General features: G+C 71.1%; 23 protein-coding genes. 11 read left to right on the forward strand and 12 right to left on the reverse strand.

What is annotated here, in order from left to right:
- Positions 1–45: 45 nt before the first annotated feature.
- Both ABZ809_RS03280 and ABZ809_RS03285 read right to left on the reverse strand, forming a co-directional pair.
- On the reverse strand, positions 46–264 hold the full coding sequence (locus tag ABZ809_RS03280) for a hypothetical protein (protein ID WP_357560710.1): 219 nt from the start codon (positions 262–264) through the stop codon (positions 46–48).
- Positions 265–513: 249 nt separating this feature from the next.
- On the reverse strand, positions 514–1677 hold the full coding sequence (locus tag ABZ809_RS03285) for a VCBS repeat-containing protein (protein WP_357560711.1): 1164 nt from the start codon (positions 1675–1677) through the stop codon (positions 514–516).
- 242 nt (positions 1678–1919) lie between these two features.
- Here ABZ809_RS03285 and ABZ809_RS03290 point away from each other — a divergent pair, with 242 nt between their 5' ends.
- Positions 1920–2096 carry a hypothetical protein gene (locus ABZ809_RS03290; RefSeq protein WP_357560712.1) on the forward strand — a complete coding sequence of 59 codons (177 nt, stop codon included), beginning with the start codon at positions 1920–1922 and terminating at the stop codon, positions 2094–2096.
- A gap of 142 nt (positions 2097–2238) precedes the next feature.
- Here ABZ809_RS03290 and ABZ809_RS03295 read toward each other — a convergent pair whose 3' ends face one another.
- A complete protein-coding gene (locus ABZ809_RS03295) occupies positions 2239–2463 on the reverse strand; it encodes a hypothetical protein (RefSeq protein WP_357560713.1) in 225 nt (74 codons plus the stop codon).
- A 286-nt stretch (positions 2464–2749) separates the two neighbouring features.
- Here ABZ809_RS03295 and ABZ809_RS03300 point away from each other — a divergent pair, with 286 nt between their 5' ends.
- The 6 genes from ABZ809_RS03300 (at position 2750) to ABZ809_RS03325 (ending at position 7863) form a co-directional block, all read left to right on the forward strand.
- The gene (locus tag ABZ809_RS03300) at positions 2750–2911 is read left to right on the forward strand and encodes a hypothetical protein (RefSeq protein WP_357560715.1); all 162 of its coding nucleotides are present in this window, start codon (positions 2750–2752) and stop codon (positions 2909–2911) included.
- 409 nt (positions 2912–3320) lie between these two features.
- Positions 3321–4535, forward strand: a complete 1215-nt coding sequence (locus ABZ809_RS03305; protein WP_357560717.1) for a low temperature requirement protein A — start codon at positions 3321–3323, stop codon at positions 4533–4535.
- A gap of 103 nt (positions 4536–4638) precedes the next feature.
- Positions 4639–5016 carry a hypothetical protein gene (locus tag ABZ809_RS03310; RefSeq protein ID WP_357560720.1) on the forward strand — a complete coding sequence of 126 codons (378 nt, stop codon included), beginning with the start codon at positions 4639–4641 and terminating at the stop codon, positions 5014–5016.
- A gap of 100 nt (positions 5017–5116) precedes the next feature.
- Positions 5117–5794, forward strand: a complete 678-nt coding sequence (locus ABZ809_RS03315) for a DUF1028 domain-containing protein (protein WP_357560722.1) — start codon at positions 5117–5119, stop codon at positions 5792–5794.
- Positions 5795–6033: 239 nt separating this feature from the next.
- Complete coding sequence (locus tag ABZ809_RS03320) at positions 6034–6867, forward strand: hypothetical protein (protein WP_357560725.1); 834 nt, start codon at positions 6034–6036, stop codon at positions 6865–6867.
- A gap of 168 nt (positions 6868–7035) precedes the next feature.
- A complete protein-coding gene (locus ABZ809_RS03325; protein WP_357560727.1) occupies positions 7036–7863 on the forward strand; it encodes an SDR family oxidoreductase in 828 nt (275 codons plus the stop codon).
- A gap of 17 nt (positions 7864–7880) precedes the next feature.
- Here ABZ809_RS03325 and ABZ809_RS03330 read toward each other — a convergent pair whose 3' ends face one another.
- Entirely contained in the window at positions 7881–8357 is a 477-nt protein-coding gene (locus tag ABZ809_RS03330; protein ID WP_357560728.1) for a hypothetical protein, read from the reverse strand.
- 110 nt (positions 8358–8467) lie between these two features.
- Here ABZ809_RS03330 and ABZ809_RS03335 point away from each other — a divergent pair, with 110 nt between their 5' ends.
- Entirely contained in the window at positions 8468–9643 is a 1176-nt protein-coding gene (locus ABZ809_RS03335; RefSeq protein ID WP_357560729.1) for a serine hydrolase domain-containing protein, read from the forward strand.
- A gap of 377 nt (positions 9644–10020) precedes the next feature.
- On the opposite strand, the gene ABZ809_RS03340 is transcribed toward ABZ809_RS03335, so the two are convergent.
- Positions 10021–10536 carry a M23 family metallopeptidase gene (locus ABZ809_RS03340; protein ID WP_357560730.1) on the reverse strand — a complete coding sequence of 172 codons (516 nt, stop codon included), beginning with the start codon at positions 10534–10536 and terminating at the stop codon, positions 10021–10023.
- Positions 10537–10853: 317 nt separating this feature from the next.
- On the opposite strand from ABZ809_RS03340, the gene ABZ809_RS03345 reads away from it, so the two are divergent.
- Together ABZ809_RS03345 and ABZ809_RS03350 are read left to right on the forward strand one after the other, a co-directional pair.
- Positions 10854–11870, forward strand: a complete 1017-nt coding sequence (locus ABZ809_RS03345; protein WP_357560731.1) for an iron-containing redox enzyme family protein — start codon at positions 10854–10856, stop codon at positions 11868–11870.
- On the forward strand, positions 11867–12895 hold the full coding sequence (locus ABZ809_RS03350) for a glycosyltransferase family 2 protein (RefSeq protein WP_357560732.1): 1029 nt from the start codon (positions 11867–11869) through the stop codon (positions 12893–12895). The genes ABZ809_RS03345 and ABZ809_RS03350 overlap by 4 nt, the downstream gene beginning before the upstream one ends.
- On the opposite strand, the gene ABZ809_RS03355 is transcribed toward ABZ809_RS03350, so the two are convergent.
- The 3 genes from ABZ809_RS03355 to ABZ809_RS03365 all read right to left on the reverse strand — a co-directional run bounded on the left by ABZ809_RS03355 (position 12861) and on the right by ABZ809_RS03365 (position 15002).
- Complete coding sequence (locus ABZ809_RS03355; RefSeq protein ID WP_357560733.1) at positions 12861–13148, reverse strand: CDGSH iron-sulfur domain-containing protein; 288 nt, start codon at positions 13146–13148, stop codon at positions 12861–12863. The two genes, ABZ809_RS03350 and ABZ809_RS03355, sit on opposite strands and share 35 nt — an antisense overlap.
- 161 nt (positions 13149–13309) lie before the next feature.
- Positions 13310–14362: a S1 family peptidase gene (locus tag ABZ809_RS03360; protein WP_357560734.1), complete on the reverse strand. Its 1053-nt coding sequence runs from the start codon at positions 14360–14362 to the stop codon at positions 13310–13312.
- Positions 14363–14828: 466 nt separating this feature from the next.
- The gene (locus tag ABZ809_RS03365; RefSeq protein WP_357560735.1) at positions 14829–15002 is read right to left on the reverse strand and encodes a CsbD family protein; all 174 of its coding nucleotides are present in this window, start codon (positions 15000–15002) and stop codon (positions 14829–14831) included.
- 166 nt (positions 15003–15168) lie between these two features.
- On the opposite strand from ABZ809_RS03365, the gene ABZ809_RS03370 reads away from it, so the two are divergent.
- Positions 15169–15549, forward strand: a complete 381-nt coding sequence (locus tag ABZ809_RS03370; protein WP_357560736.1) for a YccF domain-containing protein — start codon at positions 15169–15171, stop codon at positions 15547–15549.
- A gap of 83 nt (positions 15550–15632) precedes the next feature.
- Here the strand turns inward: ABZ809_RS03370 and ABZ809_RS03375 are convergent, their stop codons facing one another.
- The 4 genes from ABZ809_RS03375 to ABZ809_RS03390 all read right to left on the reverse strand — a co-directional run bounded on the left by ABZ809_RS03375 (position 15633) and on the right by ABZ809_RS03390 (position 24893).
- Positions 15633–20219, reverse strand: coding sequence for a S8 family serine peptidase (locus tag ABZ809_RS03375; protein ID WP_357560737.1), 4587 nt, complete (start codon positions 20217–20219; stop codon positions 15633–15635).
- Between the two features lie 49 nt (positions 20220–20268).
- Complete coding sequence (locus ABZ809_RS03380; protein ID WP_357560738.1) at positions 20269–20460, reverse strand: hypothetical protein; 192 nt, start codon at positions 20458–20460, stop codon at positions 20269–20271.
- A 112-nt stretch (positions 20461–20572) separates the two neighbouring features.
- Positions 20573–23545 carry an AAA family ATPase gene (locus tag ABZ809_RS03385; protein WP_357560739.1) on the reverse strand — a complete coding sequence of 991 codons (2973 nt, stop codon included), beginning with the start codon at positions 23543–23545 and terminating at the stop codon, positions 20573–20575.
- Between the two features lie 79 nt (positions 23546–23624).
- Positions 23625–24893 carry an MFS transporter gene (locus tag ABZ809_RS03390; RefSeq protein WP_357560740.1) on the reverse strand — a complete coding sequence of 423 codons (1269 nt, stop codon included), beginning with the start codon at positions 24891–24893 and terminating at the stop codon, positions 23625–23627.
- Between the last annotated feature and the right edge of the window lie 10 nt (positions 24894–24903).

Consider the following 24903-nt stretch of genomic DNA (forward strand, 5'->3'; position numbering starts at 1 on the left):
AGGTGGCAATCGAAGATGGGCGCGGAATGTACCCGCAATGTATTGTCAGCGATGGGCCGAAAGCTCCGCCGCCAGTGGCGGGCAGGCAAAATAGTTCGCCACCATGTGGAAATCAAACGCGTGGATCGCGACCAGATCACCTACGTCGGCGATGTTCACCCAGCGCTTCACATTCGGCAGGCGAGATCCGAGACCAGCCACCGGGGCAGGGTCGAGCCGCGGGAACACCGCGTGCGGCATGGCCAACGGCGAGCCGAGCGGCATCCACGCGGTCCGTGAACTGTCGCACGCCGACGAGTAGCGCCCTCCCGCCCATGACGGGCGACTGCAGCAATTGAGGGCTTTCGCCGGTGCCTGCCCGAGCTGTGCGGAGACTGCTCCGCTCGACCAAATCGAACGGGGTGTTGGATGAGCGGCCGCGGCCGGCCGCAACTCGGGCCAGCGCCGACGGCGGGCCACGGGCGGGGCCGGGCCGGAAGCCCGACCGCCGCCCGCAGCACACCGCGATCAGGTTCAGAGTTGCCGCAGGACCGCCACCTTGTCGTACGAGACGACCACCAGGTCCGGTTTGCCGTCCCCGGTGACGTCGCCGATCGCCAGGGCATCCTCCTGCCAACCGACCGCGTCGACGCTGTTCGTCGTGTACCCGCCGAGCGTCCCGTCCGACCGCTGGAGATGGACGCTGACCGCCGCCCAGTTCGAGTGCGCGACGACCAGGTCGGCGCGGCCGTCGCCGGTCAGGTCGCCGATCGCGAGGCCCGCGGCGCTCTCGTAGGCGGGATGGCGGACCGGCGTCGCGGTCAGGCCGCCGGAACCTTGTGCGAAGACCTGTACGGCGGAGTCCGGCATGTTGCCGTTGACGGTCATCACCAGGTCGACCCGGCCGTCTCCGGTGACGTCACCGACCGCTGCTCCATTGCTGACGCGGCGGTGGCCACCGGCGTCCGGCGGCGTCCGGTAGGTCGCCGCCGGTCCGTAGGATCCGTCGGCCTGGCGCAGCCGTACCCAGGTGCCGTGGCCGTAGAACTGTGCCACGTCGATCCGGCCGTCGCCGTTCAGGTCGGCCGCGAAGACCTGGTGCCCGGGCGCACCGTCGGCGAAGGGCCCGACGATCGGCGTGTAGCTGGGGAAGGTGCCCGTCGCGGTCTGCGGGTAGATCCGTACCTGGCCGTGCCACGCGCTGACGACCAGGTCGGGCCGGCCGTCCCCGGTGACGTCGGTGACCGCGACGTCGCCCGCCGTGCCGGGGACCAGCACCGGCGCGGCGAGCCCACCGTTCCGCTGGAACAGCAGATCGACACCGGCGGACGAGGACAGCGCCACATCCGTGCGGCCGTCGCGGTCGATGTCGGCCACCGCCAGCCGTACGTCGCTGTTGTAACCGCCGTGCGCGGTGATCCTCGTCGGAGCGCCGTGGCTCCCGTCGGTCCGCTGGGCGAAGACCAGCACCGAACTCGTCTGGGTGCCGTCGGCGGCATCTACGCCGACGACGATGTCCCGCCGCCCGTCACCGGTGACGTCGGCGACGGCGACGGCGTTGGTCGCCGTCGATCCGGTGGCGAGGTACTGCGCGGGTGCGAAGGTCCCGCCGCTGGCGGCCCGTGCCCCTGCGGGCACCGCCACCACGACCGTCACGGCGAGCACCGTCGCCAGTCCGGCGTGGAAACGTCTGTCCATCTGATCCCCCGTTCACGAGCGGCATCGAGACATCGATGACCGTGGCAGGCCACGTGCCCCGGCGTCCCGGGTGGCAAACCTCCGTCCCGCCCGGTGCACCGCTCGACCAACGACCGGCCCCGTGATCGAATCTCGCGCACGTGATTCTCGGCGTGGCCGGGTGAGTACGTGTGGGACTGGGTACCTCTTGCAGCCTCTACACAGGGGAGAAATCAATGCGGGGGAAACGAAGTCCGAGTCTGTTGCTCCTCATCGGCGCGTCGACCATGTTCGTGGGGGTCTCGAACCTTTGGGATTGGTTCAGTGAGGGAGGCGACGACGACCTGGCAGTCGGCGTGATCTTCGGCGTCATCGGCCTCCTGCTCCTGCTGGTCGGATGGATGCGCTCGTCGCAGGTCGACACCGATCCGCCGGACTGATCGGGCGGCCTTCTACCGGGGGGTGTCCCGGGCCCTCGCCGCGCGCCGCCCGGCGAGGCGCAACGGATCGGCTTCACCACCATCGCCGTCGATCCGGCCGGGTGACGAGTGGCAAGGAATCCCTGAAAGACGGTCTGGTGCGTTACATCCGGCCTCGTCGCCGGCCGTAGGGAATGCCGACAGCCAGGATCAGGATGATCACCGTGCTGATGGCTACCATCGTCGCACCTCTGGAGTCACCATTGGTCATCCGCAATACTCCCCAGACCAGCACGACGATCCCAAGGATCCCGGCCGTGACTGCCAACATCCACATGTGCGACCTGCTGTACGGGCCGACTTCCCTTCTGCGCGGCTGCTGGACCATCGGGTCCTCCAAATGTCTAGGAATCCACAGGACAGACTGGCTAGGCAGCGGAGCCACGTCCTGGCGGCCCATTGAGACATGTACCCGCAACCTCCGCTTGACCTACCCGGACGATCCCGGCGGCAATCCCGACGTTCGCTCGGAGTCAATCTCCTGATTCGATTCGCGCAGTCCTGGGTAGTCCGGCACCATGCCCTCAGACGATCGTCGATCGATAAACAGGTTCAACACGTACACCGACGCCAGTGGCGGGCAGCGACTGACGGCGTTGGTGGTTGCACCGTTGGTGGGAGCCCTCGCTGGGCTCCTCTGCGTCTGGCTGGCCGGAGCGTTCCTGCAGGACACGCACTGGCTGGTGCAGACCCTCGCCTTCGCCGTCATCGGGCTACTCGTCGGCATCGGGGCACTTGGCTTGTTGAGCAGGATCGGCAGCGGCAGCAAGCGCTGAGATGTCGCCGCGCCGCCTACTTCAGCACAGGACGGCTCCCTGGCGACACGCGGCTCTGGACCACATAGCGGGTGTGACCGCAAGCGCGTGCCGCGAGCGGTGCCGACACCCCCGAGAGAGTGTGGCACCGCCCACGCTCGTTACCGCTTGGCCTCGTGCTTGGCCAGCTGGGGACGCTCGCCCTTGCCGACCTTGCGCAAAACGTCGTCCCTCCAGGGATCGTCGGCGCGTGCCGACTGGGCGGCGTGGTCGGCGGCTGAGGTGTGCCCCGCGTCGGGGATGTTCCGGCCTTCTCGGGCAGCTTGGGCGGGCAGCCGTGAGGTTCCCGCTGTCAGCCGTGTGACGCTTTCGGCCTGCGACTTTGCGCGTAGGCGGGTGTGGTCGGGCCATGGTCGGTGAGCATGGCGGTATGGGGTTGCGGAAGGAGGGGTGGGGGCAGGACCTGCTGAAGAGTCGTCAGGATGTGCGGCAGGCGAACTTTCTGGAGTTGTTCGTCGATCTGGTTCTGGTGTTCGCGCTGTCAGGGGTGGTCAGCCGGATAGTGCGGGACCTGTCCGGCGACTCCATGCTGGCGCGGTGGCGGTCGTTGGCCTACCTGCTTGTGCTGGCGCTGCCGTTGATCTGGCTCTGGATCACCACGGCGCACATCACCAGCTGGTTCGATCCGCGCCGCCGCAAGATCCAGTGGCTCGTCCTGACCAGTGCCTTCGGTCTTCTGGTCATGTCTTCAGCGTTACCGGCGGCGTTCTACGGTCGGGGCGAGGCGTTCGTCGTACCGTATCTGGCCTTGCAGATTCTGCGTCCGCTCGTCCTGCTGCCGGCGCTGCGGGGGCACGAGCTGCGTGACGTCTACGTCCGGTCGGTGATGTGGTCGTGCGTGACGGCCGGGTTGTGGGTCGGCGGTGCGGCGACGGCCGGTGACGCCCGGGCCACGTTGTGGGGGCTGGCCGTGACCGTGGACATCGTGGCGGCGCAACTGCGGTGGCCGGTCCCCGGCATGCCGCGTACCAGGGTCAGCGCGTGGGCGATGGACAGCGGCCATCACCTGCCGGAGCGCTACCAACAGCTGTTGATGATCGCTCTCGGGGAGACCCTCCTGGCCGTCGGCGTGACGTTCGCTGGTCATCGGATCACCGTCGCGACGTCGGCGGCTCTGGTGGTGGCGTACGTGTCGACGGTCCTGCTGTGGCGCATCTACTTCTACCGCTCGGGGCAGGTCCTCGCGGAGGCGATCGGTGCCGCGACCGATCGGCACACCGCCGGTCGCGCCACCGGCATCGCACACGTGATCATGGTGGTCGGCATCGTCGCTGTCGCGGCCGGCTTCGAGTTGGTGCTCGTGCACCCGACCGGCCATCCGGAACCTGCCTGGTTGGCGGTCATCCTCGGCGGACCAGCGCTGTTCCTCTACGGCCGTATCCGCCTGGAACGCGTCGTGTTCAACCGCCTGTCGATGCGCCGTGTCGTCGGCATCATCGTGTTGGCCGCCACCGCAGTGCCCCTGGCTCACGTGCCGTCGCTCGCCGCCGCCGTCACGGCAGCGACCGTCCTGCTCGCCATCGCCGCCGCCGACGCCCTGCACGCCGCTGCCCGCCCACCCGAGACGCCCACCCCGGCGCACTGAACCCACGCGTGCTGCGCCGTCCCGCCGTCCCGGCGATTCTCGCCGCCCCCAAGGCTCAAGCGCCGGAAACTGCCGGATGAAGGCGGGCGCCTATGGTTGCGAAATGGAGCTGGACTATCACTCCGCCGCAGATGGCGTCGACATCACGAGTGACCGACCGGGCCTATGCCGCCTCGCTGACCTGCTGGCAGGCGGGGGTGAGCTGAGCCTTGCGCAGTCCGCCCACCCGCAGCGCCTGCGGGGTGTCCTCGTCGAAGCGACGCAGGGCCCCGTTGTCATCGGAGTCGATGATCGCGGCTATCTCACCGTCCGTGGTGGCGCGGCGGGCCGGTCTCTTTTCGCTGACCAGCTACGCGACATAGCCGACATGGACGACGGCGGCCACGTTCACCTGGAGTATTTCGAGGACCACCATTTCCTGGCGCCGGACAGCGTGCCACTCATCGTCAACAGTCCGCACGGCGGGATGCCCCGACGCTGATCAGACGATGCCACGCACGGGGACCGTACCAACAGAAGCACCGGCGTCCTGGACAGCACCGGGCGGGCATGCCGGGCGTCCGGCGGGGTAGCCGCAGGCCGTGACCTTCTCGATCGCCGCGCGATGCCCGCGTACCGGCCAGCTCGGCGTGGGGGCCCTGACGGCCAGACCCGCGGTCGGCAAGCTCGTCGCCCACGTACATTCGGGCGTTGGCGCCGTGGCGACGCAGGCCACCCCCAATCCGTTCCTGGCCTACGACGGCCTGCCGCTGCTCGGCGACGGACGATCTCCGCAGGACGTCCTGACCGTACTGCTGGGCCAGGACCCGGGTCGGGAGGTGCGGCAGGTCGGCATGGTCGACCGCCAGGGCCGCTCGCACGCCTTCACCGGCTCCCGTACGAAGGACTGGGCAGGACACCGCACCGGCCCGGGTTACGCGGTGCAGGGCAACCGCCTGGTGGGGCCGGAGACGCTCGCGGAGATCATCCGGGTGTTCGAGGACAGCCGGGAACTCGACCTGGCGGAGCGGCTCGTGCTGGCCATCGAGGCTGGCCAGGAGACCGGTGGTGATCGGCATGGCGCACGGTCGGCGACCGTGACGGTCATCGGCGATCAGCCGTACCCATTCTGGGACATCCGGGTCGACGACGCCGCGCATCCGGCGCGGGAACTGCGCCGGTTGCACGGAGTCTTCCAGGAGCAGGTGCTGCCGACCGTCCATCGGCTGCCCACCCGCGACGACCCCATGGGCGCGGCTGCCCGGGAGGCGCTCGGGTGAGCCAGCGGACTGCCCGCGGTCGTGCCCGACCATCGCAAGCCGCGGCGCGCCCCGCCGAACCACCGGGCCGTCCCGCTCAATGCCAGAGGCGTTGGACGCAGGGGTTTCCGTTGGATCCAGGGACCCTGAGCGGCACCAGGTGAAGACTCTGGGACGACAAATAGTTGACCGCTTGGGATAGCGTGTCGTGGTTCTATCTGGGAAGAGTCCCAGAGTCCTTCGGGGAGAGAAGTTTTCACGTGTCACTTTGGAAGAAGACCACTGTTCTGGCGGTCTCCACGCTCACGGCCGTCGCGCTGACCGCATGCGGCTCGAAGCCCGACGTGGACGCGCCGGCGCAGGCGAGTGTGCTGGAACTGCTCGCCAGTGATCTCAAGGGTTCATTGCAGAAGACGGTCGACGCCACCAGCAAGAGCGACTCGGTGACCGTGAAGATGCAGGGCACGGCAGGCGGCGAGAAGATCTCGGTGCAGGGCGTGGTGGACCTGGGAGACCCGTTCAAGGCCGAGATGACGACGCCGGGCGAGGATGGCGCCCCGACCGTCGTCCGGATGGTCGGCGGCGTGATCTACGTCGAGATCCCGGAGAAGGAGCGTGCGAGCCTCGGCGGAAAGCGCTGGATGAAGCTGGACCTGAGCGCAGCCGGCGACCAGTCGGGCATGAACTTCAGCAAGCAGTTCGAGGACGTCGACCCGACCAAGCAGGTCAAGACGCTGCTCGCCACCGAGGGCGTCACTGTCGTCGGCGAGGAGACGGTCAACGGGGCGCGCACGGTCCACTACACCGTCACCGCTCCGGTGGCGACCTACCTCGGGCAGCTCGATGCCAAGTTGCGGGCGGGCGTCGAGGCGGAGTACGCCAAGCAGGGCATCAAGGACATCAAGATCGACCTCTGGGTCGACGAGCAGTACCAGCCGCGCCGGGCGGGCATGAACATGGGCAAGATGGGCGAGTTCACGGTCGACTACACCGACTACGGCAAGCCCGTGAACATCGAGACGCCGGCTCCTGCGGAGACCGCCGACTTCGCCGAGATGCTGAAGGGCCTTAAGGACCTGCCCACCAGCAACTGACCAGCCAGAACGCTGCCCGGCCGGTGATCTCTCCGGCCGGGCAGCGCTGTCTCGGAGGCGGGTACCCGACGCATCCGGTTGGCGACAGTCCGTCCCCTTCACCTGCCTCAACGGCTCTGACAGTCTGTAATCGGCAGACAACCCATCGGATTGGGCGGGTCGGAGACGATGGCGAAGCGTTGGTTGATCACGGGGTGTTCGAGCGGGCTCGGGCGGGCTCTCGCGGCCCGGCTCGCCGCCGAGGGGGAGCGGGTGGTGGCGACGGCCCGACGGCCGGAGACCCTCGACGAGTTGGTGGCCCGGCATCCGGGCAACGTGGTGGCGACGGCCCTGGACGTACGGGATCAGGCGCAGTGCGCGGCGGCGGTCGAGCGGGCGGTGGAAGCCTTCGGCGGCGTCGACGTCCTGGTCAACAACGCCGCCTACGGTCAGTTCGGCACCTTCGAGGAGGTCTCCGACGCGGAACTCGCCGCGCAGTTCGACACCAACGTGTTCGGGCCGTGGCGCCTCACCCGGGCCGTACTGCCGGTGTGGCGGGCGCAGCGCCACGGGCACGCGATCTTCGTCAGTTCGGTGGCTGGCGTGGTTCCCTTCCCCGGCCTGGCGGCGTACACGGCGAGCAAGTTCGCGGTGGAGGGAGCGGCCGAGTCGCTGGCCGCCGAGGCCGGGCATCTCGGAGTGAAGGTGACCATCTTGCAGCCGGGCGGCTTCGCCACCGGTTACAGCGCCAACCTGGTCATGCCGGAGCGCCGGATCCCGGATTACACGCCGGTCAGCGACGGCCTGCTCGGCGCGCTGCGCGGCATGAACGCCAGGATCGAGGTGAACTCCCCCGAACTCTTCGCGGACGTGGTCTGGCGGCTCAGCCAGCTGGAGTCGCCGCCGCTGCGGCTGCCGGTGGGCGCGGACTCGGAGACGTTCCTGGAGACCGCCTACGACGCCCGGCGCAGTGAGTACGACCAGGTCGTCAAGGCGGGCCATCACACCCTCGCCTGACCGCTGACCAGGGATCCTCAGGCGGAGGGCTTGGACGGTGCGATCTTGCGGAAGCGCTCGTGCGCGGACTGCCGGCTGATGCCGAGCGCGTTGCCGATCTCAGCCCAGGAGAGCCCGGCCTCCCGCGCCGCGATCACGGCCCGTTCGATGAGCTGCCGTTGCCAGCGTTCCACCTCGGCGAGGACGCCGAGCGCCTGCAACGGCCAGGTGGTGGCCAGTTCGGCGACGTTGTCCCGAAGGGTGTCCGAACGGCTCAGCAACCAGCCGGGCGGTGTGGCGGCCAGGATCGGCCTGATGTGTCCGACCCACTCGGAGGAGGCCATCCAGCCCCCCTCTTCGGCGGGCGGATAGTCGTTGGTGCCGACCCAACCGCAACTGCACCTGGCCCGGTAGCCGACGGTGCCAGCCGGTGCTGCGGCGTCGGTGCTCGTCGTCCCGTCCGCCAGCCGGAAACCGATGAGGTTCACGTGCCCTGGAACCATCTCCTCCGCCATCCCGTGAGCATAGCGCCGTCAGGCTTTTCTGACGGCTGACGTCAGGGTAGCCTGACGCTGATGCGCGGGCTGGTCGTCGCCCGGGCCCGACCCTCCTGAAGGAGAGCGCGATGTTCATGGTCAGCGGCACGGTGGAACCGGGTTACGAGCCGGTCCGGGAGGCGTTCCTGGCGAACTTCGAGACGCGGTCCGAAGTCGGCGCGGCCCTCAGCGTCTACCGGCACGGTCGGGAAGTGGTCCGGCTGTGGGGCGGGGTCGCCGATCCCACCACCGGCAGGGCCTGGCGGGAGGACACCCTCCAGGTGGTCTACTCGACCACCAAGAGCGTGCCCGCCGCCTGCGCGCACCTGCTGGCCCAGCGCGGGGAACTCGACCTGGACGCGCCCGTCGCCGAGTACTGGCCGGAGTTCGCAGCAGCAGGCAAGGGCCACATCCCGGTCCGCTGGCTCCTGTCCCACCAGGCGGGGCTGCCGGTGCTCGACCGGCCGGTTCCGCTGGCGGAGGCGCTGACCTGGGAGCCGGTCGTCGCCGCACTGGCCGCCCAGGCACCCGCCTGGCAGCCGGGCACGGCGCACGGCTACCACGGACTCACCTACGGCTGGCTGGTCGGCGAGGTGGTACGTCGCGTCTCCGGGCGCAGCCTCGGCACGTACTTCGCCGACGAGATCGCCAAGCCGCTGGGACTGGACTTCTGGATCGGCCTGCCCGCCACCGAGGCACACCGGGTCGCCCGGCTCGTCGAGCAGCCGGTTGCCCCGTCCACCGCCGCCGGGGTCATGCCGGAAGCGCTGCGGGAGGCGCTTGCCGCGTACACCGATCCGACGTCGCTGGTGGTCCGGTCGACGGCGGTGACCGACCCGCCGCTCGACCTCGCCGACCCGCGTGCCTGGGCGGCGGAGATCCCGGCGGTCAACGGCATCTGCACCGCCTCGTCACTGGCCCGCTTCTACGCCGGCCTGATCGGCGAGGTCGACGGCATCCGGATCCTCGACGCGACCACTCTCGCCGCCGCCACCCGCGAACAGGCCAGCGGGATCGACCAGGTGCTGAAGGTGCCGACCCGGCCGGCGCTCGGCTTCGGCCTGCCACTGCCGGAACAGCCGTGGTGGTCGCCCACCGCCTTCGGCTTCCCCGGCCACGGCGGATCGCTCGGCTACGCCGATCCGGCCAGCGGCATCGCCTTCGGGTACGTGATGAACGGACTCCGCGTCACGATGGACGCGGATCCCCGCACGGCCAGCCTGATCGGGGCAGTCCGGACGGTCGTATCCCGCCAACCGGCCTGACCCCTGACGACGACGGATGCGCGACAGGCCACGTCACTGTTCCTCCGGGTCGGCGGTGCGGCGTGGGTTGCTGGCGGCACGGTGGGTGTCTGCGGGGCGGGGGTGCGGGCAGCCGGCGATGAGGACCACGTGGACGGGGCAGCTGGGGATCCCGGTCTCACCGCAACTGGGGCACGTCGTTCCGGCGCTGGTTATGCCGGATCCGTCGCAGCTGGGGCAGCCGAGGGCCTGAAAGAGCTCGAAGTCCATGACCGGATCTCCTTCGGACGGCCGGCGTCGGGCGACCTCGGCGTGGGGGAGAGATGGCGGCGACGGTCCCCCGGACTCGACCGGAGGACCGTCGCCCGTGCCAAGGAGCCGGGTAGCCGGCCGGCGGATCAGCAGCCGGCGGTACGCGTGTAGTTCTGCGTCCCGAAGTAGAGGGCCAGGTTGCCGCTGAACCGCACCTTGATGTCGCTGCCGTTCAGCCGCTGCTCGTAGTGCAGGTGCGAGCCGCTGGAGCCGCCGCTGTTGCCCACGTACCCGATGGTGGTGGCGTAGCCGACGGACTGGCCGACCGAGACGTTGAACCCGCTGAGGTGGGCGTAGTAGGTGGTGTACCCGTTGCCGTGGTTGATCCGCACGTACCGGCCGTAGCTGGTGTCGCCGAGGTTGGTGACCACGTCCACGGTGCCCGGTGCGCTGGCCTTGACCGGCATGCCGTGGTCGTCGGCCCGGTTGAAGTCGATCGCGTACTGCGGGCTGTGCGTGGTGCGGGTCTGGCCGGACCACGTCTGGTTGCACGGGAACGGCGTCCGGAACGACGGTGCGGCGGCGGCGGGCGACGCCGGAACCAGGAACGCGGCGGTCGCCAGCAGGGCGACGCTGAGGGAACTCGTCAGGCGGGAACGCATCCGAACCTCCACGGTCACAATCTTCGATATTTCCGCTGGATGATGTCAGATCGTTCCGAGGGTCGAAAGGCCGTCGTCGATCGGCTCCACCAGGACTCGGGTCGCCCTCGACGGACGGTGGAGGACGGCCCGCCATGACCGGTAGTGCGCCGATGTCCCGGTTTACAGCCCGGCGTGCGGAAGAAGTGCCCTGACCTCGGTCGGCGCAAAGTCGGTCGGACGATCCTGGTTCGAAGGACGTGCGAACGGGTAGCACGGGCACGGCCACCAACGACGTGGTCAATCGGACGCAAGGTGGCAAAACGGGGGAAGGAACGATGAGGCTGCCCGAATCCCGTGGTCCCCTCTCCCGAGCTGTGATCGACGCGTTGGGCGGCGAACCGGGCACTCTTCCTGCCGACCTGACGGCATGCCTGGTCGCCGACCGGTCTGATGACGATCCGATCCGCGACGAGGACCTGCAGATCCTGCTCTTCACCTGTTACGAGCTGCACTACCGGGGCTGGGACGGGGTGGACGACCGGTGGGAGTGGGAGCCCTCGCTGCTCGTGTTGCGCGGGGCCGCCGAGGCCAGGTTCGAGCGCGCGCTGCGTCACCTCGTGGGACCGGCCCCGACCCTGCGGGCGCAGGACGTCCCGCAGGCGCTCACCGACCTGGTCGCGGCGGACGACGGGCCGTCGTTGTCGGTCGAGATCAGGCGTCGGGCCACCCTCGACCAGTTCCGCGAGTTCGTCACCCAGCGATCCGTCTACCACTTCCGGGAGGCCGACCCGCACACCTGGGCCATCCCCCGGCTGGACGGGCGCGCCAAGGCCGCGCTGATCGAGATCCAGAGCGACGAGTACGGCGGCGGCCAGCTTTCCCGGATGCACGCGGAGCTGTTCCGCGACGCCGCGCGTTGGCTCGGACTGGACACCCGGTACGCGGCCCACGTCGACGCCGTACCCGCGGTGACTCTCGCGACGAACAACCTGATGTCACTGTTCGGCCTGCACCGGCGCTGGCGCGGCGCACTGCTCGGTCATCTGGCCGCACTGGAGATGACCTCGTCACTGCCGAACCGGAACTACGGGGAGGGCTTGCGGCGGCTCGGCGGCACCCCGGACGCCACCCGGTTCTACGACGAACACGTCGAGGCGGACGCGGTGCACGAGCAGATCGCCACGCACGACATGTGCGGCGCGTTCGCCACCGCGGAGCCCGACCGCGCGGCCGACGTGTGGTTCGGGGCGGCGTCCGCGCTGGCCGTGGAGCGGATCTTCGGCGCCCACCTCCTCGACAGCTGGGCCGCGGGACGCAGTTCGCTGCGCTCGCCCCTCGGTGCCCGGCGATGACCGGCTCGTCCAACCCGCGTCCGGACGTGCGGCCGCCGCCGACCCGGGTCGTTCTGGAGCTGGAGTACGTGCTGCCGGTCCGCTGGTCCGACGACGCCGAACTGGACGAGTTGACCCGCTATCTGAGCTGGCTCGGGCGTCGGATCGACGTGACGGTGATCGACGGCTCCCCACCCGACATCTTCGCGCGGCACGCCGCCCACTGGCGTCCCCACGTGCGCCATCTGCCGCCCGATCCCGATCTGCGCTACGCCAACGGCAAGGTCAACGGGGTGACGACGGGGCTTCGGCTCGCCCGGCACGAGCGGGTGATCGTCGCCGACGACGACGTCCGGTACGACGACACCGCACTACGGGAGATGTGCCGGCTGCTGGGCGGGTCGGACCTGGTCAGGCCGCAGAACTTCTTCCACCCGCTGCCCTGGCACGCCCGCTGGGACAGCGGCCGTACCCTGCTCAACCGGGCGATCGGCGCGGACTACCCGGGGACCCTCGGCATCCGCCGGTCGACGTTCGCCCAGATGGGCGGCTACGACGGCGACGTGCTGTTCGAGAATCTCGAACTCATCCGCACCGTACGTTGCCACGGCGGCACCGAGGTCTCGGCCCCTGGCCTGTACGTGCGCCGGCTACCGCCGGACGCCGGCCGGTTCTGGTCCCAACGGGTCCGCCAGGCGTACGACGACCTGGCCCAACCCGCCCGGATGGCGCTCTTCCTCGCTGCCCTGCCCGCGCTGACCGCGGCGCTCGTCCGGCGCCGACGGACCCCACTGGTGGTCGCCGCCACAGCCGTCGTGGCACTCGCCGAGCGGGGCAGACGCCGGGCCGGCGGTGCCGCGTTCTATCCGTTCACCACCACGCTGCTGGCGCCGGTGTGGGTGCTGGAACGCGCGGTGTGCGCCTGGCTGGCGCTCGGTCTGCGGTGCGGCCGGGGCGGAGTGCGGTACGCCGGCCGGCGACTCCGCGTCGCCGCGCACAGCCAGCGCGCACTCAACCGCCGACGCCGGCCGGCGGGTGTCCCGTAGCCCGCAGGCGACCCTGCCCGTCCGGAGCCGGATCGGGCCGGGCGCCGGCCCGGAAGCCGAGAAGCTTGTGCGTGCCGTCGCAGAACGGTTTGATCGCCGACTTCCCGCAGCGGCACAGGGCGACCGTTCCCCGGCCGGACTCGATGATCTCGCCGTCCGGAGTCCGCAACTGGAAGTCGCCCCGGAGCAGCAGCGGCCCGTCCTCGTAGGGGGTGACCGTCGCGGCCGGCTCGTCGTGCCCGGTGTGTGCCATGTCCCCAACTGCCCGTAGGAACACGCGACTAACCCGGAGCCGCCGAATTCCCGGTCCCACCGGGCACCGGGGCGTCCGGCTCCGGCGCGGTGCCGGCGGCCTGGCGTGGGAACGGGGCGGGGCCGCCGGTGTTCCCGGCGGCCCCGCTGGTGTGACGCCTGTCAGACGATCTCCACTCCGTAGACGCTCAGCGCCTCGGTGACCGGCTGGAAGTAGGTGGTCCCGCCGGAGGAGCAGTTGCCGTTGCCGCCCGAGGTCAGGCCCAGGGCGGTGCTCCCGCTGAAGAGCGCGCCGCCGCTGTCGCCCGGCTCGGCGCAGACAGTGGTGCGGATCAGGCCGCTGACGCTGCCCTCGGCGTAGTTCACCGTGGCCTCGACCGCTTCGACCGTGCCGCCGTGCAGACCGGTGGTGCTGCCGGAGCGCTGCACCGACTGCCCGACGAAGGCGTCGGCCGCGCCGGTGATGTCCCGGGTGGTGCCGTCGTACAGGTAGACGCTGCCGTCGGCGGCGGCCGGGTCGGTGTGCCGCACGATGCCGTAGTCGTCACCGGGGAAGCTGCCGGTGCCGCCGGTGCCGAGCAGGCTGCCCTGCCCGGAGTCGGCGTACCAGTTGGCGGTGATGTCGGTGCAGTGCCCGGCGGTGAGGAAGTAGTGGGTGTCGCCGCTGCGGACGTTGAAGCCGAGCGAGCAGCGGCCACCGCCCTCGGCGTAGATGGCCTCGCCGCCGGCGGCCCGGGTGCTGAGCGTGCCAGCCTCCCGCTGGATGCGGACGGTGCCGCCGAGCCGCTCCGCGACGGCCTCGACGCGTGCCAGCTTCGCGCCGGTCACTGTGCTGTCGACGGAGACCACGACCTGGTTGGTCGCCGGATCGGTCCACCATGCGGTGCCCGGGACCCGCGCGGCGCTGTCCAGTGTGGCGGTGGCCCGGGCGAGGTCGTCCGCACCCCGGGTGACGAGCTTCGGGGTCGCGCCGGCCGCGCGGACCTTGCGGGCGGCGGCGTCGTCGGTGACGGTGACGACCATGGCGCCGTCGGCCCCGGCGTACGCCCCGCCGGAGCGGTCGCCGAGTGCGGCGGCGAGCGCGGTGGCCTGGTCGGGGGAGGCGGGCGTGGCGGGTGCTGCCTGAGCCGGCGCGCTGGTCAGCGTGCCGACGACCAGTGCGCCGGCCACCGAGATTGCGGTGGCGCGGTGCAGCGGAGACCCGGAGAGTCGCATGTGGATACCTCCATGGAGCTGAGCACGGGCTGCCTTTCGGGTAGCCCCGGGCACCCGATCGGCTGGTGAGGGCCATCCGATCGGAGGCGTCGAAGTATTCATAGGTCTCGTATTGATTGCAAGAGTGCTGGTTGGCCCCACTCGGCCGCTTCTCACACCTTGGGTCCGGACAGTCCGACGAGTGGCGCTCGCGGCGATTAGTGGCTATTGGCCGAGACTTGGCAGGTCAACAGGGCTGGCCCAGGCCCCGTCGGGCAGCCCGGGCCAGCCGGCCCGACCGGATGGCGGGACAGGACCGGAACTTCGAAAACCGGTGCTGCCTGATGGCGGTCGGGCGGTCGCCGGGGCCCGCCTCGCCGGGGTACGGAACGACAAGAGCCTGGCCCGCGAGAACGCGGGCCAGGCTCCTGCTGTTGTTCTTCACTCTCTGGTGTGGCTGCTCCTCCGGATGCAATCCCGGCCGGGGTCAGCTTCTGAAGGCGTCCTTGATCTTCTCGCCGGCCTGCTTGAGGTTCGCGTGGGTCTGGTCGGCGCGGCCCTCGGCTTCGAGTCGCTCGTCGTCGGTGGCGCGGCCGGCGCCCTCCTTCAGCTTGCCGGCGGCCTCTTCGGAGGCGTTGCTGATCTTGTCGTCGATGCCCATGAGGTCTCCTCCGTCAGTGGCGGCGCTACGTGGTGACCAGTACCCCGGCCGGCAGGTCTCAACCACCTGGTCAGGTGGTGTTCCGCTCGGAGGACCGGCCCGGTCTCCCCGCAGAAGTCGATCTTCGGGTGGCCGGGGGTGGCGACGGGCCGTCATGCTCGAAGACATGATCCGGTTTGTGCTCAACGTGCTGTGGCTCGTCTTCGGCGGGGGTCTCGTGCTCGCCGCTGGCTACGGCATCGCCGCGCTGATCTGCTTCGTCCTGGTCGTCACGATCCCGTTCGGCGTCGCGTCGCTACGCCTGGCCGTCTACTCCCTGTGGCCGTTCGGCCGCACCGTCGTGCCCAAGCCCGGCGCCGGGATCGCGTCAGGGCTGGCCAACGTCCTCTGGGTGGTGCTGGCCGGCTGGTGGTTGGCGCTGTCCCACATCATCGCCGGCGTCGCGCTCTGCGTCACGGTCATCGGCATCCCGTTCGGCATCGCCAACTTCAAGCTCGTCCCCGCCGCGCTCTGGCCGCTCGGCCGCGAGGTCATCGACGCGCCGTAGACGCGCACGTACGCCCCGGGTTCCGGTCGGTCCGGAAGCCCCGGGGCGTACGCGCGGCCAGGTCAGGCCGGTGGATCAGTTGCTCAGTTCGGCTGGGCCGTCTTGCCGCACACCGGTTTCAGCGCCCAGTTCTCCGTCGTCACCGCACCTGCGGTGACCTGGGTCTGCCGGTACTGCGGCATGAGACCGTCCTTCGCCACGATCATCGTGATCGGGTTGTGCCGCCAGTCGAGCCAGTGGGCGTACGTGCCGTCCGCGGCCGTGGACAGGGGCAGCTCCATCGTCCAGGTGCTCAGCTGCACCGTCGCCCCGGCGACCGGGGCCTGGGCGCCGTCGCAGCCGAGTGCGGACACCGTGCCGGTGAGCTTGCCCCAGGTGGCCGGCGGCGTGACCGTCATCGTCACCGGCACCGGGTCCACCACGTACGGCGTGCCCTCGAAGAGCGCGACGGCGGTGGTGTAGGTGCCCGGCTGGGCCACGTCGGCCGAGAACGACAGGGTGACCTCGACACTCTTGCCCGGCGCGATCGTCGCGGTCCGCGGGCTCACCGTGAGCCAGTCGGTGTCCGACTCCGACACGCACTCGCCGAGGCCCGGCAGCACCTCCAGGCCGTTCGACGGCTGGAAACCGGCGATCGACGACCCGCCGACCCGGTAGAGCCCGCAGGCGCCACCCGGGCGGAACCCGATGCTGTTCGCCGCCGGCAGCGACGACCACGAGTTGGCCACCGCGTCGTAGGCGTACCCCTGGTTGGTCACCGCCGAGCTGCCGGTGCCGCCGCCGGAGATCAGCAGTCGGTTGTCGGCGGTGTGGTACGCCGAACCCCACAGGTTGGCGGGCATGTCCGCGACCTTCGTCCACGCGTTGCCGACCGGGTCGTAGGCGTGGGCGCCCGTCACCGGCGCGCCGTTCGACAGGCCACCGGCGCAGACGATCCGGCCGGCGACCGCGCCGCACGACTGCCACGCGATCGGGGTCGGGTAGCTGGCCACCGTCTCCCAGCTGTCGGCCCGCGGGTCGTAGCGGAACACCTTGTCGCTGTACGGGGTGCAGTTGCTCGTCGTGCAGCCACCGACCACGTACAGCTGGCCGTCGAGGACCGCCGATCCGGCGGCGGCCGAGGCGGCCGGCACCGGGGCCGCCTTGCTCCACTCGCGGTTCGCCGGGTTGAACACCAGCGTGTCGGTGTTCAGCTCGCTCCAGCCGCTGACCAGGTAGACCTTGCCGTTGATGACGCCCTCGGCGGCCTGCTGGCGGCCCCCGCCCGGCATGTCCGACACCTTGGCCCAGGACTGGGCGGCCGGGTCGTAGGCGAACACGTCCGACAGGGCCGACCCGCTGTAGCCGCCGAACGAGTACACCTTGCCGTCCACGGTGACGGCGCTGTTGTCCATCGTCGTACGCGGCATGCCGGGCAGGGTGAGCCACGGTTCGGCGGCCGGTGCCGCCGCCGGAGCGGCCTGGCTGGACTTGAGCGTCGCCGGGGGCCGGGCGCCCGCCAGTTGCTCGATCGGTACGTCGATCTCGATGCGGCGCACCGGCGCACCCGGCGCCGCCAGCAGCTCCTGCGAACCGACCCGGCTGCCGTTGGCGCGCAGGATCTGGAAGTCGCCCTGGCGCTCACTGAGATCCACCTCGGCCGGCGCGCCACCGGTGTTGGTGATCGTGAACTTGGCCGTGGTCGACCCGCCGAGCGGCGCCTGCGCCCGCACCGGCGCTCCGGTGACCGTCAGCTGACCGGTCGCCATCTGGAAGTTCTGCCGGGTGGTCCAGTCCTCGGCGACCTCGACCCACTTGTTCAGCTGCTTGTAGGCGGTCACCGACGTGGTGAACTGGTGCCGGCCGGCCGGGGAGAACATCGCGTAGAAGCCGTCCTCCAGGTTCGGGTCCTCCGGAGTGGCGACCGAACGGGTGCCCGCGCCGGAGCCGTCCACGGGCGTGACCCGCGCGTCGACCAGGCCGCTGCCGGTGTTGGCGTCGCGGACGAGGCCGGCGACCATGCCGCCGTCGACCTTGACGCAGGCGAACTCGGTCTCGGCGATCCAGTCCACCGAGTTGAGGAACACCTGGACGCTGTCGGCGTGCCAGACCTGCGGGCCGCTGGCGTAGCTGGCCCCGTGCATCGACAGCAGCACGTGCCGGTTCTTCTCCCGCTGCTGCACGCCGATGCCGACGCCGACCGTGCCGGTGCCCGAGTCGACCGCGTTGGCCAGCACCGTCCGGCCCTCGCCGCCGAACGCGCCGAAGAAGCCGTAGTGCTTCGAGTTCGCGGTCTCGTTGAACGCGATCCGCCCGCCCAGCGGGAACCCGGCCACGACCGGGTGCTCCTGCATCACCTGGTACGACAGGTCGCTGGCGGTGTCGTAGTTGATGCCGCTGCTGCGTTCGCCCGGGTTTCCGGTGTGCTGGCTCAGCATGTAGATCCCGTTGCCGCCGAGGTTCGCCCAGGTGTCGAGGAACAGCACCCCGACGCCGGCCGCGTCGGTGTCGGCCAGGAACTTCCGGAACTTGTCCGTGCCGGGATTGCTGGGGCTGTTGACGATGATGGCGTCGTAGCGCGCCACGTCGTCGTCCCAGTTGAACGTGGTGGTCGGGATGCCCTTGCCGGCCAGGAAGGTCGAGATCTGCTGGCTGTCGTCGCCGAGCACCCCGATCCCGGCGGAGAAGGTGTAGCCCGGTGCCACCGCGCACCGATCCACCTGCGGGGACAGGTCCAGCGTGTGGTTGCGACCCGCTACCGTCACGGGCTGCTCGACCGTGCGGTAGCCGTCGTACTGCGACTCCACCACCAGCGTGTACGACGCGTTGGCCGGCAGGGTGAGCTGGTAGCGACCGGTGAACGGGTTGCTGAAGGCACTGACGTTCGTACCCGCGACGCTCACCTTCGCGTACAGCGGCCAGCCGTGACCGGAGCCGTCCCGGACCAGCCCGCTGACCTTCACCTTGGGCACGGCGGCCAGCGCGAAGTCCCTGGTGGTGGCGCCGCCGGCGGTGATGGTCAGCTCGGCGGTCTGCGCGGCGTAGCCGAACGCGGTGACGGTCGCCGGGTAGGTGCCGGCGGTCAACCGGGCCGAGTAGCTGCCGTCCGCGCCGGTGATCCGCTCGCGGACCGGCTCGCCGCCGATCGTCACCGTGGCGCCCTCGATCGGCTTGCCGGTGGCCGCATCGGTGACGGTGCCGGCCAGGGTGCCGGTGTCGCCGACCGGTGCCGCCGCCAGCAGCGCCATCGCGTCGAGCCGGCCCTCGCCGAACACGTTGTTGTCGGCGCCGGTGCCACCGCACTGCGGGTCGGCGGTGTCGATGGCGGTACGGTCCAACAGTTGCCGGGTCGCGTCGGTGTCGCCGATCAGCGACGGCGCCGCCGACCACAGCAGGGCCACCGTCGCGGTGACGTGCGGGGCCGCCATCGAGGTGCCGTTGGCATGGTAGTAGCCGTTACCCGGCACGGACGAGCGGACGGCGACACCCGGCGCGGAGATGTTCGGCTTGAACTCGCCGTCCTGGCCCGGCCCCCGGCCGGAGAAGTCGCCGATCTGGTTGTCGGCGTCGTACGCGCCGACCGAGTAGTTGATGGTGCGGCTGCCCGGCGACCCGCTGGACTGGCAACCCAGCTCCCCGCTGTTGCCGTTCGACCAGATGCCGAGGATGCCGGCGGCGTCCCAGGCCAGCATGACGTCCTCCATGAACGGGTCGTTCGACGGCGTCCGGCTGCCCCACGAGTTGTTGATGATGTGCGGGCGCTTGCTGGAGTCCGGGTTCTGCCCGTTGAGGTCGGTCGGCTGCAACAGCCACTGGCCGGATGAGACGAGCGCGGCGTCGCTGGGGCAGCAGCCGTTCGCCGCGATCCAGGTGGCCTCCGGCGCGACGCCGATCTGGTTGGCGGCGCCGTCGTCACCGACCATCGTGCCCATCGTGTGAGTGCCGTGCGTGCTGCGGTCACACGGGGCGTCGTCGCACCGCCCGTCGGCGTCGAACCAGTTGTAGTTGTGGTCGAAGGTGCCGTCGCCGAGGTTGCCCCGGTACGAACCCACAAGCGCCGGGTGGTCGAACTGGACGCCGGTGTCGAGGTTGGCGACGACGATGCCGGCGCCCTTGGTGCCGTACTGGTCCCACACGTCGTCGGCGTTGATGTTGGCGATGCCCCACTCGACGGTGTTGGCGAGGCGTTCGGCCGCGGCCCGCTTGTTCTCCTCGGTCGTCGGCTTCGGGGCCGGGCCGACCAACTGGTACTCGACCGGCTCGTACAGCCCCTCGACGTCGGCACGGGACGCCAACTGCTGCGCCAGCTTGGACGATCCGTCGTGCACGTAGATGGCGTTGGAGGCCCAGAACGTCTCGTAGGTCACGCCCTGGGTGTCGAGCAGGTGCCGCACGTTGGTCTGGCTGATCGCCGCGGTCTTCCGCAGCGCCTTGGCGACCGCCTCGCCCCGGGCCGCCCAGTCCTCGATGCTCCGCGCCTGCGACAGGTCCGCCCGGTCGGTGAAACGGATCCACAGGTCGGTGCGGTCGTCGGCCTGGAGGGCCCGGGTCAACTCCGGTTGGATCTTGTCGGCGGCGCTGCGCGCCGGTTTGCTCGCGTCAGATGGCGCCGCCGCGGCGGCTGATGTCGGTGCGACCAGCGCCACACCGGCCAGCAGCACCAACGACAACGTTCGTGCGATGGATCTCATGGGGTTCCTTCCGCAGGACCGGCCACGCAGGGTTGGCGCGGGACGTCCCTCACAGGGGTTGGTACGGGTCGCGGCGGCCACCGTCAGGCGCCGCGTCGTCAGCCGGCGCGGCGTCGTCGCCCGCGTCGACGCCGGGATCGGCGGCTCGGTCCACGCCGGGGTCGGGCATGCCGACCCCGGGTGTGCCGACCCTGGGTGGGGACGCCGGATCGCCGGTCAGTCGTCCCGGTTGTTCATGCATGCATTCATGCTGATGAGCCGGCGGGGCCGTTAGCTATCCGGCAGATACGTCAAAGAATGGCCGCCAGCAGCGGATCCGCGCCGTCGGGTGTCGGTCGGGTTGCCCGCCTGTTTCAGGCGTCCGCCGCGTCCGGACCCGCCGGTTGCTCCGCCGCGAACACCCCGGCGGCCACGGCGGCGACGGCCAGGCTGGTGCGCGTCGACACCCGCAGCTTGCGCATCGCCGACCGCAGCTGCTGGTCCACCGTGGCCGACGACTTCACCAGGATCCGGCCGATCTCGCGGTTGGTGCGACCGGCGACCACCAACCGGACCACCTCCAACTCGCGGGGCGAGAGCTGGTCGCCGTACCCCTTGCGGCCACCCCGCCACCGACGCGGTACCGCCGCTCCCTGGGCGCGCAGCCGTTGCGCCACCCGGTCGGCGTCACCACGCGCCCCGAGGCCGGACAGCCCGTCGTACACCTCGGTCAGCAGCGCGTGACCCGGGTCGACCCGCCCGGCGGCCAGCAACGCCTGGGCCTGGCGTTCCCGCGTGAGCAGTGCGTCGTACGGCCGGGGCAGGGCCGCCCACGCCCGGGCGGCGCGGGCGAACCCGGCCGCCGCCCGCGCGTGGTCGCCGGCCGCGCCGGCAAGCAGCGCCCGGCACACCGCCAGCGCCGCCTGCGGGCCGGGCGCGGCCCGGCCCCGCAACCCCCGGGCGAACCGCCGCACCAGCAGCGCCGCCTCCCCGTCCTGCCCGGCGGCGAGCAACGCCTCCACCCGCACCGGCGCGATGTCGGTCGCCCACACCCACACCCGTTTGGTCGCGACCGTCCCGATCGGCCCCTCGGTGACCCGCAGCGCCCGGTCGACCTCGCCGTTCACCAGCCACAGCCGGGCCAGCATCGCCGCCGGCTCCATCGTGTCGTCGACCGCACCGCGCCGGGCCGCCTCGTCCAGCACGAGCTGGAACTGCTCGCCGCCGGGGCGGGCCCGGTCGGCGGCGGCCAGCCGGGCGGACAACCGGACGCCGGCCAGGTAGACCCCGGGCCGGTCCCGGTCGGCCTCGGCCAGGTCGGCGGCGCGGCGCGCGAGACCCTCCCAGCGGCCGGCGAACCAGTCCAGGTTGGCCTGCTCGATCAGGACGTTGTAGCGCAGCCGGGTCAGCTGCTCGGCGTCGGCGAGGGCCAGGGCGACCGTCAGGTGCCGCTTCGCCTCGGCGTACCGGCCCCAGAGCAGGGCACCGGTGCCGACGTTGGCGTGGATCCGGGCGATGTCCTGCCGCTCGGCCGGCGACGCGCCGTCGGTCGGCAGGCCCGTCACCACCTCCCAGGCCTCGGGCTCGCCGAGCATGAGCAGCGCCGCCGCCCGGTTGCCGGCCAGCGAGAGCCGGTCCGCGGGAGCCGGGATGCGGGGGATGAGGTCCGCGGCACGGCGCAGCCACCGCAGATGCGTCGAGGCCGGCCACGGTCCCGCGTACGCCCAGCCGAGGTAGGTCATCGCCCGGGCGGCTTCCAGCGGGTCGTCCAGGTGGTCGACCGCCCGGTCGAGTTCGGTGAGTGCCGCGTGCGCCTCACCGCCGATGATCAGAAGCCGGCCCAGCGGGTTGCGGATGTCCGCCTGTTGCCGGGCGGTCAGCTCGGTGGACTCCAGGAACGCCCGCAGGGTGGTGACGACCCGGTGGTAGAGGTCGTCGACGGGTTCGCGCCGGCCCAGCGCCGCGACCGCCAGGGTGCCGGCGATCCGGGCGGCGTCGTCGGTCGCGAGATCCGCGGTGGCCAGCAGCTCGTCGAGGATGGCCGCTGCCGCCGTGTGGTCGCCGGACGCCACGGCCCGGCCGGCGGCCAGCTCCGCGTAGCGGGCCCAGGTCGCGCCCTCACCCGCCTCCCGGAAGTGCCGGGCGAGCCGGGCCACCGGCGGCGGATCGAACGCCTCCAGTGCCTGACCGGCGCGCAGATGCAGCCCGCGCCGGTCGGCGTGCCCGATCGCCTCGTAGACGGCGGTGGCGGCGAGCGCGTGCCGGAACCGCCACCGGCCACGGCCGCCGTCGTCCCCGTCGAGCAGTCCGGCCGCCTCGGCCTCGGCCAGCCCGGTACGGCAGGCCCGCAGCAGCAGCCCGGCGGTGGCCGCCAGGGTGGCCTCGTCGGAGGGCTCACCCAGCACCGCCGCCGCGCGCAGCACCCGTTGCGTCACCCGGGCCAGCCGGCCCACCCGTTCCCGGGTCGAGTCACGCACCGTCGGCGGTACCTGCAACTCGCTCAGGCTCAACCGCACCCACTGCCCGTCGCGGAACACGACGTCGGCCCGGTCGCACAGCAGGCGCACCGACTCCTCGACGACCAGCGGCACCCCGCTGGTGCGTTCGTGCAGGAAGGCGGCGAACTCGGTCGACATCGGGTTGCCGTCCAGCATCGACGACACCAGAGCCGCCGTGCCGGCCACGTCCAGCGGTGCCAGGCTGATCCGTAGCTGGGCGCCGCCCGTCGGCAGCCGCGACGACAGGCGCAGCAGCAGCGACCGGTCGTCGACCTCCTCCGGGCGGTACGTCACCACCAGGCTCGGCCCGCCGGCGTGCGGACGGGCGGCGAGGAACAGCAGGAACTCCACCGTCACCTCGTCGGCCCAGTGGGCGTCCTCCACGATGAGCAGGTCCACGCCGAGCGCGCCGATCAGCTCGTCGAGTGCCCGGAACAGCCGGTGTCGCGCCGACTTCGGGTCGTCCAACGGCTCCGGCGACGGCGGCAGGTCGGCCGACCACTCCGGTACGAGCGGGCGCAGCGCCCCGGCCAGCTCGCTCAGCCGTACGCCGGAAAGGCGTTGCCGGGCGCCGCGCAGCGCGTCCACGATCGGGGCCAGGGTGAGCGACTCCCGCAGCGGGGGACAGACCGCCAGCAGGGTGCCGCCCCGGCGGGCCGGGCCGGTGAGCACCTCGCGTACGAGGCGGCTCTTGCCGATGCCCGCCTCACCCTCGACCAGCACCACTGCCGGCGGGCGGGCCAGCGCCTCGGCCAGCGCACCCGCCTCACGGTCGCGGCCCACGAACCGGGGGGCACGGACCGCCGCCAGTGGCGTGCCCGCAGCCTCCGAGTGCCGGCCCAGCCGCATGGGTCGTAGCTTATGCAGCTCGATTCACCTGGCATATCAAGTGTGGACAGCCTCACCGTGCCGTTGTAGTGCCCAGGGATCACCGCGCCGGGCTGTGGGAGGGCTGCCCGGCCGCCTCCGGCACCGATTCCGGCTCGGGCTCCGGCCGGTCCGTCAGGCGCCGGGCCTCCGGTACGGCCAGCAGGACCGCAGAGGCGACGACCACCGCACCGGTGCTGCCCCAGAAGAGCACGCTCCCGCCGTACGCCTGGACCAACAGACCGGCTACCACCTGGCTTAGCGGAAGCATGGCGATCGAGCAGACCTCGTCCACCGCCAGGATCCGACCGAGGTATTCGTCCGGCACCCGGACGTGCAGGACGGTGAAGTAGATGTTGCTGACCATCGCCAGGCACATCCCGTAGAGCACGGCGGCGCCGAGCAGCACCACGACCGGCGAGCCCAGGGCGAACATCATCGGATACGGCGCGATCAGCAGGATCAGAGCCGACATCGCCAGCAGGGGGCGGGACGGACGGATCCGGAGAGCGACGAGACTGCCCAGCACCGACCCCAGGCCGGCGGCACCGAGCAACAGGCCCCACACCGTCGGCCCGCCGATCGACGCGGTCACGGTCGGCCCGCCGATGAGCACGGGTCCGAGCACAGCCGCCTGGAAGATGATCGACGCCGCGATCATCGCGAGCAGCCAGTTGTACGACAGGACCTGCCGGAAGCCATCACGGATCGATGCACTGCCGGTGACACCTGTCGCCGCCTTCGGCACGCGGATCCGGAGCACCAGCAGCATGCCCAGGACAAAGCTGGCCGCGTCCACCAGCAGCCCACCGACCGGACCGACGAACGCCACCAGTACGCCACCGAAGGCGGGACCGAGCGGCCGGACGATGTATCTCGTCAGTCCCATCAGGGCGTTCGCGGCGCTGATGTCAGCCTTGTCGACCAGGCGTGGAACGATTCCTCGGGCGGCGGGCGTGAAGAACGCCTCAGCCGCGCCGTACGCCACCTGCGCGGCCACCACCGCGACGGCGGACGACGTCCCGCCGTCGATGGCGACCGCGACGGCGGTCGCGACCTGCGCTCCGCCCCGCACCGCATCGGCCACCGCCATGAGCCGCTGGCGGGGCAGCCGGTCAGCCAGGTAGCCGCCCCAGAGCACGAGCAGCCCGGCCGGCAGGGTCCGTGCGGCCAGCACGATCCCCAGCAGGGCCGGTCCGCCGACGTGCAGGGCGGCGAACGCGATTGCGACCACGCCGAACTGGGATCCGAAGTCGCTGACCACCGTCGCCAGGTAGAGCTGACGCAGCTCCCTGTTGCGCAGGAGCGTCCGGACGTCGGGGCGGGGCATGTGAAGAACC

This window comes from Micromonospora sp. NPDC047074, from assembly GCF_040643815.1.
Lineage (GTDB): Bacteria > Actinomycetota > Actinomycetes > Mycobacteriales > Micromonosporaceae > Micromonospora.

What these genes read in the sequence shown, in the direction of transcription:
- ABZ809_RS03280 (WP_357560710.1), bottom strand. Translation starts at nt 264, where the DNA reads ATGCCGCTCGGCTCGCCGTTGGCCATGCCGCACGCGGTGTTCCCGCGG.
- ABZ809_RS03285 (WP_357560711.1), bottom strand. Translation starts at nt 1,677, where the DNA reads ATGGACAGACGTTTCCACGCCGGACTGGCGACGGTGCTCGCCGTGACG.
- ABZ809_RS03295 (WP_357560713.1), bottom strand. Translation starts at nt 2,463, where the DNA reads ATGGTCCAGCAGCCGCGCAGAAGGGAAGTCGGCCCGTACAGCAGGTCG.
- ABZ809_RS03305 (WP_357560717.1), top strand. Translation starts at nt 3,321, where the DNA reads ATGGGGTTGCGGAAGGAGGGGTGGGGGCAGGACCTGCTGAAGAGTCGT.
- ABZ809_RS03310 (WP_357560720.1), top strand. Translation starts at nt 4,639, where the DNA reads ATGGAGCTGGACTATCACTCCGCCGCAGATGGCGTCGACATCACGAGT.
- ABZ809_RS03325 (WP_357560727.1), top strand. Translation starts at nt 7,036, where the DNA reads ATGGCGAAGCGTTGGTTGATCACGGGGTGTTCGAGCGGGCTCGGGCGG.
- ABZ809_RS03330 (WP_357560728.1), bottom strand. Translation starts at nt 8,357, where the DNA reads ATGGCGGAGGAGATGGTTCCAGGGCACGTGAACCTCATCGGTTTCCGG.
- ABZ809_RS03335 (WP_357560729.1), top strand. Translation starts at nt 8,468, where the DNA reads ATGTTCATGGTCAGCGGCACGGTGGAACCGGGTTACGAGCCGGTCCGG.
- ABZ809_RS03340 (WP_357560730.1), bottom strand. Translation starts at nt 10,536, where the DNA reads ATGCGTTCCCGCCTGACGAGTTCCCTCAGCGTCGCCCTGCTGGCGACC.
- ABZ809_RS03345 (WP_357560731.1), top strand. Translation starts at nt 10,854, where the DNA reads ATGAGGCTGCCCGAATCCCGTGGTCCCCTCTCCCGAGCTGTGATCGAC.
- ABZ809_RS03350 (WP_357560732.1), top strand. Translation starts at nt 11,867, where the DNA reads ATGACCGGCTCGTCCAACCCGCGTCCGGACGTGCGGCCGCCGCCGACC.
- ABZ809_RS03355 (WP_357560733.1), bottom strand. Translation starts at nt 13,148, where the DNA reads ATGGCACACACCGGGCACGACGAGCCGGCCGCGACGGTCACCCCCTAC.
- ABZ809_RS03360 (WP_357560734.1), bottom strand. Translation starts at nt 14,362, where the DNA reads ATGCGACTCTCCGGGTCTCCGCTGCACCGCGCCACCGCAATCTCGGTG.
- ABZ809_RS03365 (WP_357560735.1), bottom strand. Translation starts at nt 15,002, where the DNA reads ATGGGCATCGACGACAAGATCAGCAACGCCTCCGAAGAGGCCGCCGGC.
- ABZ809_RS03370 (WP_357560736.1), top strand. Translation starts at nt 15,169, where the DNA reads ATGATCCGGTTTGTGCTCAACGTGCTGTGGCTCGTCTTCGGCGGGGGT.
- ABZ809_RS03375 (WP_357560737.1), bottom strand. Translation starts at nt 20,219, where the DNA reads ATGAGATCCATCGCACGAACGTTGTCGTTGGTGCTGCTGGCCGGTGTG.
- ABZ809_RS03380 (WP_357560738.1), bottom strand. Translation starts at nt 20,460, where the DNA reads ATGCATGAACAACCGGGACGACTGACCGGCGATCCGGCGTCCCCACCC.
- ABZ809_RS03385 (WP_357560739.1), bottom strand. Translation starts at nt 23,545, where the DNA reads ATGCGGCTGGGCCGGCACTCGGAGGCTGCGGGCACGCCACTGGCGGCG.
- ABZ809_RS03390 (WP_357560740.1), bottom strand. Translation starts at nt 24,893, where the DNA reads ATGCCCCGCCCCGACGTCCGGACGCTCCTGCGCAACAGGGAGCTGCGT.